The organism is Aestuariibaculum scopimerae (assembly GCF_059428085.1).
Genome location: NZ_CM182089.1, coordinates 3,566,148 through 3,580,131 on the forward strand (window position 1 = coordinate 3,566,148; position 13,984 = coordinate 3,580,131).

Here is a 13,984-nt window from a genome sequence, read left to right on the forward strand (position 1 = left end):
ATAGTATTATTTTACTTTTGATATTTGAGCCATAAGCTCGGCTTCTGCACAAAGTTTACCATTTGCATAAGCGTACCCTTGCATGTGGCATATACCACGACGAATAGGTGTTATTAATGAACATTTAAATATAAGTGTATCACCTGGCATTACTTTTTGTTTAAACTTAACATTATCCATTTTCATGAAAAAGGTTAGGTAGTTTTCTGGATCTGGTACGGTATTTAAGACTAAAATACCACCAGTTTGTGCCATTGCTTCTACAATTAAAACTCCAGGCATTACAGGTGCTCCAGGAAAATGACCTGCAAAGAAGGATTCATTCATCGTAACATTTTTAATGGCTGTTACATAACTATCCGTTAACTCAAAAACTTTGTCTATTAACAAAAATGGCTGCCTGTGTGGTAACATGGCCATAATTTGATTAACATCCATTAATGGCGGTTGGTTTAAATCAATATTGGGTACATTATTACGGCGATCGTTCTTTATTAATTTTGATAATTTTTTAGCAAACTGTGTATTTACAAAATGCCCTGGTTTATTGGCTATTACTTTACCTCTAATTCTAGTACCTATTAATGCTAAATCACCCAATACATCCAGCAACTTATGTCTGGCAGCCTCATTGGGGTAATGAAGCGTTAAGTTATCTAATATACCATTTGGCTTAACTGCAATAGAATCTTTTTTAAACGCTACTTTTAGCTTCTCCATAGTTTCAGGAGATAGTGGCTTATCTACATAAACTATGGCATTATTTAAGTCTCCTCCTTTTATTAAACCGTGTTGTAAAAGCATTTCTATTTCATGCAAAAAACTGAATGTTCTTGCATTGGAAATCTCTTCCTTAAAATCTGAAATTTGGTTTAATGTTGCATTTTGTGTTCCTAAAACTTTAGTCCCAAAGTCTACCATCGTAGTAATTTGATACTCTTTTGATGGCATTACCAAGATTTCGCTTCCAGACTCTTCATCTATATAAGAAACTATGTCTGTTATAACATACTCTTCTCTAAAGGCGTCAAGTTCTAAAACGCCTGCTTTCTCAATGGCTTCTACAAAAAATTTAGAAGAACCATCCATAATTGGTGGTTCTGATGCATTTAATTCTATGATAGCATTATCAATATCTAAACCAACCAATGCTGCAAGAACATGCTCAGACGTTTGTATGGTCACCCCATTTTTTTCTAAACAGGTACCACGCTGTGTATTGGTAACAAAACTTGCATCGGCTTCTATAACAGGAGTTCCTTCCAAATCTACTCTTTTAAAAGCCAATCCGGAATTTGCTGTAGCGGGTTTAAAAGTTAATGTAACATTTTTACCTGTATGCAAACCAACACCAGTTAAAGAGACCTCTTTTACAATGGTTTTTTGTTTAATTTCAGTATTTACTATTCCCATTTATTTTTTTCTAAATCATTAATATTTTTAACAATCTTAGGTAGGTTCTTGAAATGAACGTACGATTTATTATAATCGCTATATGCTATGGCTGGTGACCCTTGAAGGACTTCATCATCTTTTACATTTCTAATGATACCGGACTGAGCCTGGATTTTAACATTATTTCCTATAGTTAAGTGACCTACTATGCCCACCTGCCCACCTATTTGGCAATTTTCACCAATTTTAGTAGAACCTGCAATACCTGTTTGGGCGGCAATAACGGTATTTTTACCTATCTCTACATTATGGGCTATTTGTATTTGATTATCTAACTTAACTCCTTTTCTAATGATAGTTGAACCTAAAGTTGCCCTATCAATAGTTGTGACAGCACCAATATCTACATAGTCCTCTATAATCACATTACCAGTTTGTGGTACTTTATTATACCCTCCTTGGTCGTTTGGCGCAAAACCAAAACCATCAGCTCCAATAATGGCACCCGAATTAACAACACAACTATGACCTATAACTGTATCAGAATATATCTTTGCCCCAGAAAAAACAATAGTGTTATCACCAACAACAACATTGTCTCCTATATAAGTGTTAGGGAAAATCTTAACATTTTCTCCTATCTTAACATTTTCTCCTAAGTATGAAAAAGCGCCAATGTACACATCCTCTCCGTAAATAGCAGATTCAGAAATAAACGAAGGCTGTTCTATACCTGTTTTATTTGGTTTAACGGAATTATAGTATTCAAGAATTTTTGAAAAAGCCAAATAGGCATCGTCTACCTTAATTAGTGTGGTTTCAACTTTGCTTTCAGGGACAAAAGTTTTATTAACAATAGTTATAGACGCTTTTGTTGTATAAATAAAATGCTTGTATTTTGGATTGGCTAAAAAGGTTAAAGAACCTTCAAAACCTTCTTCAATTTTTGCTAGTTTTGATACTTCAGCTTCAGGATTTCCAACAACATCACCTTCTAATATACCTGCTATTTGTTGTGCTGTAAACTTCACATTTTAAAATTTATAGTTTTGCTTAGTTTGGCAAAAATAGGAAAAATGTCCTAAAGTTTACCTTTGGGATAACATATATAATATTTTGTTACTGGTTTAGACAACGCTTTTAAATTAAGCTGATCTGATGCCTTCACAATGTCTTCAATCTTACCAGATTTGTGTAATATATTTATACTCTTATGCTTAAGTTGATATGCCTGGTTAAAAATTTTACCTGTAAACACAAAATATTGCGCTTCATTTCTAGTTATGCCATGCTTATTTGTTATACTTTCTATGTGCTTTTCTAAGTTTTGAGCTTTTATTGGCTTTTTTTTAATCTTAATGGTCAATAAATTTCTATTAATAATCATTTGGCTTAATTCACTTAAGACAAAATCATTGTGGTACTGCCAATGTTTCATGGCAGAAATAATATCAAAATCATCTAATTCAGCAAAAACATCTAATGTTTGTTTAGTGAAATTATCAAGAGTTATTTTATTCTCTAAAAAATACAGCAGAGGTTTACTGGCGTGTAACTTATTTCCAGCATCAAAAAGTTCTTTGGCACGTTGCAAAACCCTAATCATTAATTGCTCTGCGGCCAGCCCCGTTTTGTGCAAGTAAACCTGCCAATACATAAATCGTCTAGCAATGATAAATTTTTCAACACTATAAATCCCCTTTTCCTCAATTACCAATTCATCATTAACCACATTTAGCATTGTAATTAAGCGCTCGCTATTAATATTGCCCTCGGCTACACCTGTGTAAAAGCTGTCCCGTTTTAAATAGTCTGCTCTATCAATATCAAATTGCCCAGAAATTAGCTGGCACAAAAACTTTCTAGGGTGTTCGCCTTTGAAAATTTGGATGGCAAGCGTTAAACTTCCGTTAAATTCTTCATTTAAACGTTCCATGAAAAGCAAAGAAATTTGCTCATGAGATACCCCTTCTGCTATACTATGCTCCATAGCATGAGAAAAAGGACCATGACCAATATCATGCAATAAAATGGCAACATAAAGCGCATTTTCTTCCTCTTTGGAAATCGTAACCTCCTTAAAACGAAGCATGTTAACCGCTTGCTTCATTAAATGTACACAACCAATGGCATGGTGAAAACGCGTGTGGTGAGCTCCTGGATAAACTAGATACGACATACCCATTTGGGTAATTCTACGCAAACGCTGAAAATATTTATGCTGTATTAAATCAAATATTAACGAATTTGGAATCGTAATAAATCCGTAAATTGGGTCGTTTAATATTTTAAGTTTGTTCAAACTTTAACAGTTAATAAGGTTTTAATGACACAAATATAATATTATGATGTTTATAATAACAGGTAATATTCAAAACAAATTATATAACACAAGTGCTAAACTATTTAAATGAATATGAATACTATACAAATACTTTGGGTTGATGATGAAATAGATTTACTTAAACCACATGTATTGTTTTTAGAACAACGAAATTATAAAGTAACCACATGTAAAAGTGGATCTGAAGCCATTGATGTTTTAGATAACAAGAAATATGACATTGTTTTTTTAGATGAAAATATGCCAGGGCTTACGGGGCTTGAAACGTTAAATGAAATTAAAGAAAAGCAGGATAATCTTCCCGTTGTAATGATTACCAAAAGTGAGGAGGAATACATCATGGAAGAAGCTATAGGCAATAAAATTGCCGACTACCTCATTAAACCGGTTAATCCTAACCAAATATTATTAAGCTTGAAAAAAAACTTAGACCATTCAAGGTTAATATCAGAAAAAACAACATCAAATTATCAGCAGGAATTCAGAAAGATTGCTATGGATTTATCTATGGTAAATTCATATGAGGAGTGGGTCAATTTATATCAAAAACTTATTTATTGGGAAATTCAATTAGAAAACATTGAAGATGCAAGTATGTTTGAAATATTGGAGTCCCAAAAAAATGAAGCCAATATCCAATTTGGAAAGTTTATTGAGAAAAACTATTCCAGATGGTTTCAGGGTAATACCGACGCTCCAATTATGTCGCATACAATTTTTAAGGAAGGTGTAGTTCCTGAACTCAGCAAAGAGCAGCCAACAATTATGATAGTTGTTGATAATCTAAGATATGATCAATGGAAAGTTTTTGAGCCTATCATTAGCAACCATTATAAAAAAGAAAAGGAAGAAGCTTTTTATAGCATATTACCTACTGCTACCCAATATGCCCGAAATGCCATTTTTTCTGGGTTAATGCCCAGTGACATGGAAAAATTATTTCCTAAATATTGGAAAAATGATACAGATGAAGGTGGCAAGAACTTGCATGAAGCAGACTTTTTAGAATCTCAAATGAAAAGATTAGGCCTAAACCACTTTAATTATGAGTTTCATAAAATAACTAATCTAAGAAATGGCAAAAAATTAGTAGAAAAATTTAAAAAGCTAAAAAACAACGATTTAACAGTTATTGTGTACAATTTTGTGGACATGCTTTCACATTCAAAAACCGAAATGGAGGTTGTTAAAGAATTAGCTTCAAATGATAAGGCATACAGGTCATTAACAATGAGTTGGTTTAAAAACTCACCTCTAATTGAAATGATTCAACTAGCACAGCAATTGGGTTTTAAGCTTATTTTAACAACGGATCATGGCACAATAAATGTTAAAAACCCATCTAAAGTAATTGGTGATCGTGAGACCAGTTTAAACTTACGCTATAAAACTGGACGCAGTTTAACTTATGATGACAAAGATGTATTGGTTTTTAAAAACCCAAGCGAGGTACACTTACCATCAATCAATATGAGTAGTTCTTACATATTTGCAAAAAGCGATTTATTCTTTGCTTATCCAAACAATTACAACCACTATGTCAGCTATTTTAGGAACACTTATCAGCATGGAGGTGTATCGTTAGAAGAAATGATAATTCCATTTGTAGTATTTAACCCTAGATAATCCACATAATACCAAAAACATCGATAAAATACACTTTTTATTAGTTTTTTTCATATTTTATTAGTAATATTGTGCATAAATTAAATAAATTGAGAATTAATTATAAGCTTGAAGATGTTAATGAAGTTGCTAAACAAATATTGTTAAAGCTCAAGACAAAAACATTGTTACTTTATGGCAATATGGGCGTAGGAAAAACAACTTTAATTAAAGCTCTAATTAAAGAATTGGGAAGCAATGATGAAGTGAGTAGTCCTACTTTTTCAATTGTTAACGAATATGAATTAAAAGATGAAAAAGCATATCACTTTGATTTTTATAGAATTAAGGATATTGAAGAAGCTTATAATTTTGGAATTGAAGATTATTTAGACTCTGGAAACTGGATTTTAATTGAGTGGCCTGAAAAAATAATACCAGCTTTATCTAATGATTTTGATAGCATAAACATAGATTTAGGCAAAAATAAAGATAGAATATTAAGTTTAAGATAACCTAATAAAAACAGTAAGCCTCAATGAAAAGATAACATATAAACTCCGAATTTTGAAGTTTTACGGAAAACCCGCAGCATAAATTTAGCAAAAAGCTGTTTTTAACATTTTTTTAACATTTAACGGAATTCTTCAAAATAACCTTTAGTTACATTTGGGTAATTAATTAATTAAATCCCTTATAAAATGAAAACTAAAAAGTATTTAATCGCAATCGCGATTTTCGGAGGAATGTTGTTTACGGCTTATGCAGCTAATGCAGTTAACCAAGATGGACAACAAACAGCAAAAATTGACAAAACCAAAGTCAAAATATAAGAATTTAGTAATGGGTAGCATTATTGCTACTTTAATTGCTATAACTCCTTATTTATTTTATTTACATGAAAGTGTTCCAGAAGGTAAAACCTGGAACACTTTTTTATTTACGTATCATAGCGGATACTACGAAAGTGCCAATATTGCTATATGGGTACTTTTAGGTAAGCTTATCCCTTTATACTTATTGTTTTTATGGTTTTTTACTTGTAGACATTGGTGGTTTCATACTCTGTTAGTTCCCATTGCTATGTATGCCTACCAAATATTTGACGTGCTAAATAAAGACGTAAAATACTTTGACTCAAATCAATTAATATACTTAATACCAATAATGGCTATTATAATTCCTTCCATTTATTTAATTAGGGCCAAAATATTCAATGAAATTAATGAGGCTAATAAATCTATGCAAGAATTAGAGGATGAATTTAAAATGTCTCCTAAAAGTTTTTGGGAAAAAATCACACAATACTTTTAGTCAGCAGCATTAAGTCTTTCACGTTCTTCCAAGTCAATTTCTTCTTGATTGGTTTTTAATTTATTATTCCCAAACTTATAATTAAAACCTACTGTAAATAGCCTGTTTTCTAGTCTAGACCTTAAGGCTAAGTCTTGATTAAAGTATTTGATAGTCTGGGAATAATTAGATTTATTGAAAATATCTACAACTCCAACACTAACGGAAGCCTTATTATTAAATAATGCCTTGCGTATATTAACATCTAAGCTAGATCTTGTGCTTATAATTGATGGACCTTCCAACCAAGGCCCTATATTTAGATAAGATATATCCGCGCTCAAACTTTTGTCTTTTAAGAACGTAAAGTAATTTATTATTTGAACATAAGATGACCAATTTTCTGATGTATAAATTTGGCTATCACTTTCTAATGCATAAAATTGATTATCATAGTAAAAAACTGATGCCGCTAAATATAAATTCCAACCATTAAGCAATTTAGTATTAGTAGTCATATCCAACCCGTATGATATACTTTTATTAATATTGGTACTTATATATTTTAAAATGTTTTCTTCGTTATCCTGGAAAGAAAGCTTGAGAACTGGATTGGATTCATATCTATAATATAATTCAAAACTATAAGCTTTATTTATAGAGTACCCCAAAGTAATTTGATCATCAATTTGGGGTTTTAAGTTAGGGTCTCCAGCAAAATATTCATTGTCATTTAAGTAAAACTTAAATGGATTTAATTGGCTATATCGTGGCCTATAAATACGCTTGTTATAATTAAGGTATACCTCATCATTACCTTTTATCTTTTTTAATAAGTAAACTGAAGGGAAAAATTTTAGATAATCTGACTTATTTATTTGATTAGTTGATATAGAATTGCCTTTAATATTAGTATACTCCAATCTGACTCCTGATTTAAAGCTCCAATGTTTCCAGTTTTTTGAATAGCTTAAATAGGTTGCATAATTGACTTCATCATATAGAAAAACATCAGAATTCTGCAAATCCTCTACCCGCTCACCGTTTTCAAAATTGTATTGAGTTAAAACGTTTTCTGAATTAATACTTGAAATTTTAGCGCCTGCTTGAAATTCGGAAGTATCCTCAACGGGTAATTCATAATCCACCTGACCGGTATATAGCTTAATTTTCTGACTGGAAAATGTTTGAAATTTATTTTCTGTAAATGGTGTGTTGTCACTTGGTAAAAAGTACTCTGTGTCTACATCTTGAAAAATGGAAAAATCATAACTTGTGTGGTGAACATTTGCTGAAAGCATCTCCCCCTCTTTTTTAAACTTATGCATATAATCTAATGTAAAGGCCAAATTAAATATCTCTGTTACAGAATTATTTGAAGTATTGAAATAGGATTCCAAATCGCCATCAGGATTAAACACATCTGTTCTTGAATTTATGCGGTTTTTAGTATTATCTCTAGGGGAAATTAAAATATTGGTGGAAAAACCTAATTTGTTTTTGGAATTGAAATCATAATCGATATTTGCATTAACACTTTGGTCGTTGGACTTACTTTTTTCAACAGAATTACTTTTCCAACGAGATGTTATGGCATCATTTTCTATGAAATTTATAGATGCAGTATTGTTTTTATAATCTTGACGTGGTGATAAATTATAATTAATATAAGTACTTAGTTTTTCTGTTTTAAAAAAATGACTTGTTCCAAAAGCATACTTTGGAAATTCTTTTCCTTGCTTAAAGTTTCCAAAAATACTGCCGTTATAACCTGCAATGATATTTTTCTTTGTAACTATATTGATAACAGCACCTCCTTCAGCTTCATACTTTGCAGGTGGATTTGTAATCACTTCAATAGATTTAATGTTAGTTGCCGAAGTACCTTCCAGTAGTTGCTTTAATTCATTAGAAGACAAATGTACTTTTCTATCATTTAAATAAACCGTGACACCAGCACCATTTACTGATATACTTTCTTCACTAACCAATACTTTTGGTGTGTGTTTTAATACATCCAACACATTGTTATTAGATAATGTGGTGTTTTCAACATTAAAAACCAGACGATCCACCTTTCGCTGAACAGTGGGCTTATTAGCCACCACCGTAACACCATCAAGAGATTGAAAGCTTTCCTTTAAAACAATAGAACTTAAGGCAATGTTACCATTTATATCTATAGGTATAGTGGTTTCTTCATACCCTAAAAAAGTGGCTTTTAGAAAATAGTGCCCCGCTTTTAAGTTTTCTATTATAAAATAGCCTTGATCGTCCGTAGTACTTCCTGTTAAAATTTTAGAATCATTCTCATTAGTAAGTAAAAAAACATTAACATACGGCACTGGAGTATTATTCTCATCAAAAACATGGCCGGTTAAAACAAAATCTTGAGTATAACTCGATAAAGAAATCAAGAATAAAAAATAAGGAGCTATTTTTTTTGCCATATATTAGATTCTGAATACAAACTTAAAATAATTAATTAAAACCCCTTTGTGTTAAACCTATATTTCTTAATTTAAATTTTCCTGTAGTTTGTTAAAAAAATGTACAATTACAAATAATTAATCATAGATTAAATGTTAAAAATAGTTATTTTTGATTTGAACATATTATTAATACTATTATTTGTATTTTCAGATTCAATTAAACTAACCAAGCATGTCTAAGCAACTATCTCCTTTTACAAAGCAGCAACTTTTACCGCAGGAAGAAACATTAGAGATTTTTAAGCGAAAAGGAGAACTATTCATTGGTATACCTAAGGAAACCGCTTTTCAGGAAAAACGCGTTTGTTTAACACCAGATGCCGTTTTTGCCCTAGTTAGTAATGGGCATAGGGTATTACTTGAATCTGGAGCTGGTGATGGCGCCAATTTTAGTGATAAAGATTACAGTGAAGCTGGTGCAGAAATAACCAAAGATTCTGCTAAAGTTTTTGCCTGCCCTATGATTCTTAAAGTAGAGCCGCCAAGCCTTGAACAAATAAAGTTAATTAACCCGCAGACCATTTTAATTTCTGCACTGCAAATAAAAACACAATCAAAAAAATATTTTGAAGCCTTAGCCTCAAAACGTATTACTGCCTTAGCATTTGAATTTATTAGAGATTCAGATGGCACATACCCCGCTGTAAAATCCTTAAGTGAGATTGCTGGTACTGCTTCTGTTCTTATTGCATCCGAATTACTGTCGGAAACCAAAGAAGGAAACGGGTTAATGTTTGGTAATATTAGTGGTGTCCCACCGTTAGAAGTGGTAATACTTGGCGCGGGTACCGTAGGTGAATTTGCTGCAAGAAGTGCTATTGGCCTAGGTGCAAATGTTAAAATATTTGATAATTCCATAACCAAGCTAAGACGCATACAAACCCACCTTGGCAGGCCTCTTTTTACATCTACCATACAACCTAAAAATTTAACAAAAGCCCTAAAACGCTGTGATGTTGCTATAGGCGCTGTTAGAGGCAACAATAGGGCTCCTGTAGTTGTATCAGAAACTATGGTAGAATCCATGAAAAAAGGCGCTATAATAATAGATGTTAGCATAGATATGGGTGGGTGTTTTGAAACTAGTGAAGTTACTTCCCATAAACAACCTACATACATTAAGCATAATGTTGTGCACTATTGTGTGCCTAATATACCCGCAAGGTATTCACGTACGGCCTCCGTATCCATTAGCAATATTTTTACACCATACCTATTGAAAATTGCAGAAGATGGTGGTTTAGAAAATTCATTAAGATTAGACAAAGGTTTAAAAAATGGGTTGTATTTTTACCACGGAATTTTAACCAGTAAATCTGTAGGGGAATGGTTTGATCTAAATTATAGCGATATTAATTTAATTATTTTTTAACTCCTCAAATAAAACCTGTCAAATTTCAATCTAAATATAAACAGATGAAACGCCTATCGATAATTACATTCGCACATTTGGATGATTATTAAAGGTGTTCCTCCCGATGTTATCGGGAGGACAATTAAAAAACAATAAAACAAACATGAAATTAATTCAACGTATTGGCTATTATCTAGGTGGTTTTTCTATAGGGTTGATAATTTTAGCTTTTTTTTTTAATGGCAAAAAAACATCCTGCAGCTACGGTCCCGATGCCCGTGTTTTAAAAAACATAAGGTTGAAAAGAATTGTTTATACAGATGCCATAAAAGAAATTCTTGATAAAAATAATATCGATTCTACATCAGTTCAGTACATACTAAAACATGGTAGTGTAAATTTTTCAGAAAGCAAATCAAGGCAAGAGCCTTGTGGCATTTATATAGTTGAAAGTAATTTGAATGAAAAAGAAGTTGTATTAACAATAGAAAATTGTGATAGTATTGCTACCATAACCCACCTTAAATATAGTATAGCGCATTAATGATAGTGAAACGTTGTTTTGATATTATATTCTCAGTCATTGGACTCATTATTCTAACTCCTCTCCTATTAGTAATAGCCATCATAATTAAATTAGATTCCAAAGGACCTGTTTTATTTATTCAAGGTCGAGTAGGTAAAAATAATAAAGACTTCAACATTTTTAAATTCAGAACTATGCATGTGCAATCTGAATCAAAAGGCTTATTAACATTAGGTAACCATGATTCCAGAATTACTAGAGTTGGTTATTTTTTAAGACGCTATAAAATTGACGAATTTCCACAATTGATAAACATTTTAAAGGGAGACATGAGTTTTGTAGGTCCTAGACCAGAATTACGATATTATGTTAATTATTATAAAGAAGAAGATTTAGTCATATTCACTGTAAGACCGGGCATAACAGGACTTGCTTCATTAAAGTATAGAAATGAGGTCGAACTTTTAAAAGCTGCAAAAAATCCCGAAGATTTTTACGTCAATATTGTTATTCCAGATAAATTAAAGTACAATAAAATGTATATTAAGCAAAGAAATTTTGTTTTCGATTTAAAGCTTATTCTTTTAACCATAATTAGGGTCATTACCAAATAAATGCCTTCATTTTATTTTGCTTTGCAACATCTTTTAATATTTCTATATTACGAGTGCTTTTAAAATACACAAATGAATGTATCTTCAAATGATTATATTGAACAATTATTAAATGATTCTACCTTGTTCAACACAAGTAATGATCAGGCACAATATAAAGACAACCAAAACTTTGATTTCAAGGATGAGGTTATCTTAATAACTGGTGCAGCCGGATCTATTGGTAGTGAACTAGCCAAACAGTTGCTTATTTGTCCATTCAAAAAACTAATTCTAGTTGATATAGCTGAATCTGCACTTTACGACTTAATTATAGATATTGAACAAAAAGAAACAGGAAATATCATCTTCTTGCTATTAAATATAGATGAAAAAGACGCTGTTGACCGGCTATTTAAAGCATATAAACCAAGTTTAATTTTCCATACCGCAGCTTATAAACATGTCCCTTTAATGGAACAGCAACCATACAAAGCTATAAAGACAAATATTTTAGCTACTAAAACACTTGCTGATATTTCCATTAAAAATAAGGTTAAAAAATTTGTATTCATTTCAACAGATAAAGCTGTAAACCCCAAAGGTGTTATGGGAATGTCTAAATATATTGCCGAAAAATATTTAAACAACATTGCAACCAATAGCAAAACCAAGTTTTCAATTGCCAGATTTGGAAATGTTTTCAGATCTAGTGGTTCGGTTTTTCATGTTTTTATGAAACAAATTCAAAATAATATTCCGCTAACTATTACTAATGAAAAAATGACGCGGTATTTTATTAGTAAGCATAAGGCATGTAAACTTATATTGGAAATAGCTACCTATAATAAGCTAGAAAGTAATACATATACTTTTAATATGGGAGAGCCAATAAAAATAGTGGATTTAGCAAAAAAGATGATTGCGGCTTATGGCAGTAGTACAAGCACTATGAAGATAACAGAAATACGTCCAGGGGAAAAATTAGAAGAGTGCATATTGGCTAATGACGAAAGTTTATTGCCAACAACAAACAAAGACATATTTTTGGTGAAACAAAATGCGGGAACAACTAATTTAGACCTTACTATATTAGAAAGCATAACACCTTATTATTCAGTAAAAACCATAAAAAATATTTTAAAAAGCCTGCTTAGACTATAGCGATTTTCTACGATTCTTTTCTTTGGTAATTAATGCCAATTCCCTACTAGTTTGTCCAGCTACAGAAGTATTTTCTTCAGCCCTTCTTATTAAATAAGGCATAACATCTTTTACAGGACCGAAAGGAACATATTTAGCAACATTATAACCTCTACTTGCTAAATTAAAACTTATATTATCACTCATACCGTATAATTGCCCAAACCAAACACGAGAATCACCATTTTGCAACCCTTTCTGGGCCATTAAACCCATAAGCAAATACGAGCTTTCCTCATTGTGGGTTCCAGCAAATAGTGACATACTATCCAAATTATCTAATACATAGCTTAAACCATCATTAAAATTTTTGTCAGTGGCAGCTTTATTTTCACAAATTGGTGATAAATACCCTTTTTTATCAGCTCTTTCATTTTCTTTTTCCAAATAAGCTCCACGAACCAATTTATAACCAAGAAAATATCCTTCTTTATTTGCCTTTACATGCTCTTGCCTCAAAAAATCGAGTCTATCGTGCCTATACATTTGCAATGTATTAAAAACAATAGGCTTTTCTGTATTATACTTTTTCATCATTTTTGTAACCAATGCATCAGCAGCATCTTGCATCCAACTTTCTTCTGCATCAATTAAAATGGCTACATCATTTTCTTTGGCTCTTTTACAAACAGCATCATATCTATCAACAACTTTGTCCCACTGCACTTGTTCTTTTTCAGTTAGCTTTTCTCCCTTTCCTATTTTTTCATATAAATGAAGCCTTCCAAAACCTGTTGGTTTAAATACCGCAATAGGAATAGCATCAATCTCTTTTGAAAAATCAATTATTTTAAGTGTTATATCCTTGGCTGCATCAAACTCTTTCTCTTCTTCCTTTCCCTCTACTGAATAATCAAGTACAGAACTCACGCCCTTTTCATACATCTTATCTATAACGGGTAGACAGTCTTCTTCGTTTACCCCACCACAAAAATGATCGAAAACCGTGGCACGAATCAATCCTTCAACTGGCAAGTGTGCCTTAATAGCAAAATTTGTTGCTGCCGTACCAATTTTAACCAATGGTTCAATTGATATCATTTTAAAAAGAAAATAAGCACGCTCTAACTCAGAGTCGCTTTTCAAAGCAAAAGCTATTTCAGTATTATCAAATATTCGTTCTGTTACCATAAATAAAATTTAAGGAAAGATAATGGCGGCTAAGTTATCATTTTATCT

At 31.7% G+C, this 13,984-nt stretch carries 13 protein-coding genes; 8 read left to right on the forward strand and 5 right to left on the reverse strand.

What is annotated here, in order from left to right; translation table 11 throughout:
- Nucleotides 1–6: 6 nt before the first annotated feature.
- From AC5SR4_RS15470 to AC5SR4_RS15480, 3 genes are read right to left on the reverse strand one after another with little or no spacing between them, the layout of a single operon-like run.
- Nucleotides 7–1,413, reverse strand: coding sequence for a bifunctional UDP-3-O-[3-hydroxymyristoyl] N-acetylglucosamine deacetylase/3-hydroxyacyl-ACP dehydratase (locus tag AC5SR4_RS15470; protein ID WP_495357182.1), 1,407 nt, complete (start codon nucleotides 1,411–1,413; stop codon nucleotides 7–9).
- Nucleotides 1,404–2,426, reverse strand: coding sequence for a UDP-3-O-(3-hydroxymyristoyl)glucosamine N-acyltransferase (lpxD, locus tag AC5SR4_RS15475; RefSeq protein WP_495357183.1), 1,023 nt, complete (start codon nucleotides 2,424–2,426; stop codon nucleotides 1,404–1,406). Before lpxD ends, AC5SR4_RS15470 begins: the two co-directional genes overlap by 10 nt.
- A 50-nt stretch (nucleotides 2,427–2,476) precedes the next feature.
- Nucleotides 2,477–3,697: an HD domain-containing protein gene (locus tag AC5SR4_RS15480; protein ID WP_495357184.1), complete on the reverse strand. Its 1,221-nt coding sequence runs from the start codon at nucleotides 3,695–3,697 to the stop codon at nucleotides 2,477–2,479.
- 114 nt (nucleotides 3,698–3,811) lie between these two features.
- Between AC5SR4_RS15480 and porX the strand changes: the two genes are divergently transcribed.
- The 4 genes from porX (at nucleotide 3,812) to AC5SR4_RS15500 (ending at nucleotide 6,658) form a co-directional block, all read left to right on the forward strand.
- On the forward strand, nucleotides 3,812–5,365 hold the full coding sequence (gene porX, locus AC5SR4_RS15485; protein WP_495357185.1) for a T9SS response regulator signal transducer PorX: 1,554 nt from the start codon (nucleotides 3,812–3,814) through the stop codon (nucleotides 5,363–5,365).
- 89 nt (nucleotides 5,366–5,454) lie between these two features.
- Entirely contained in the window at nucleotides 5,455–5,859 is a 405-nt protein-coding gene (tsaE, locus tag AC5SR4_RS15490) for a tRNA (adenosine(37)-N6)-threonylcarbamoyltransferase complex ATPase subunit type 1 TsaE (protein ID WP_495357186.1), read from the forward strand.
- A 186-nt stretch (nucleotides 5,860–6,045) separates the two neighbouring features.
- Complete coding sequence (locus tag AC5SR4_RS15495) at nucleotides 6,046–6,177, forward strand: hypothetical protein (RefSeq protein WP_495357187.1); 132 nt, start codon at nucleotides 6,046–6,048, stop codon at nucleotides 6,175–6,177.
- Between the two features lie 10 nt (nucleotides 6,178–6,187).
- Nucleotides 6,188–6,658 (forward strand): hypothetical protein, encoded by a 471-nt coding sequence (locus AC5SR4_RS15500; protein ID WP_495357188.1) that lies wholly within the window; start codon nucleotides 6,188–6,190, stop codon nucleotides 6,656–6,658.
- On the opposite strand, the gene AC5SR4_RS15505 is transcribed toward AC5SR4_RS15500, so the two are convergent.
- Nucleotides 6,655–9,087: an outer membrane beta-barrel protein gene (locus AC5SR4_RS15505; protein ID WP_495357189.1), complete on the reverse strand. Its 2,433-nt coding sequence runs from the start codon at nucleotides 9,085–9,087 to the stop codon at nucleotides 6,655–6,657. The genes AC5SR4_RS15500 and AC5SR4_RS15505 overlap by 4 nt on opposite strands.
- Before the next feature lie 214 nt (nucleotides 9,088–9,301).
- On the opposite strand from AC5SR4_RS15505, the gene AC5SR4_RS15510 reads away from it, so the two are divergent.
- The 4 genes from AC5SR4_RS15510 (at nucleotide 9,302) to AC5SR4_RS15525 (ending at nucleotide 12,766) form a co-directional block, all read left to right on the forward strand.
- Complete coding sequence (locus AC5SR4_RS15510; protein ID WP_495357190.1) at nucleotides 9,302–10,501, forward strand: alanine dehydrogenase; 1,200 nt, start codon at nucleotides 9,302–9,304, stop codon at nucleotides 10,499–10,501.
- Nucleotides 10,502–10,646: 145 nt separating this feature from the next.
- The gene (locus AC5SR4_RS15515; RefSeq protein WP_495357191.1) at nucleotides 10,647–11,027 is read left to right on the forward strand and encodes a hypothetical protein; all 381 of its coding nucleotides are present in this window, start codon (nucleotides 10,647–10,649) and stop codon (nucleotides 11,025–11,027) included.
- A complete protein-coding gene (locus tag AC5SR4_RS15520) occupies nucleotides 11,027–11,623 on the forward strand; it encodes a sugar transferase (RefSeq protein WP_495357192.1) in 597 nt (198 codons plus the stop codon). Before AC5SR4_RS15515 ends, AC5SR4_RS15520 begins: the two co-directional genes overlap by 1 nt.
- A gap of 72 nt (nucleotides 11,624–11,695) precedes the next feature.
- A complete protein-coding gene (locus AC5SR4_RS15525) occupies nucleotides 11,696–12,766 on the forward strand; it encodes a polysaccharide biosynthesis protein (RefSeq protein ID WP_495357193.1) in 1,071 nt (356 codons plus the stop codon).
- Here AC5SR4_RS15525 and AC5SR4_RS15530 read toward each other — a convergent pair.
- Nucleotides 12,761–13,936 carry a proline dehydrogenase family protein gene (locus AC5SR4_RS15530; protein ID WP_495357194.1) on the reverse strand — a complete coding sequence of 392 codons (1,176 nt, stop codon included), beginning with the start codon at nucleotides 13,934–13,936 and terminating at the stop codon, nucleotides 12,761–12,763. The two genes, AC5SR4_RS15525 and AC5SR4_RS15530, sit on opposite strands and share 6 nt — an antisense overlap.
- Nucleotides 13,937–13,984 lie beyond the last annotated feature (48 nt).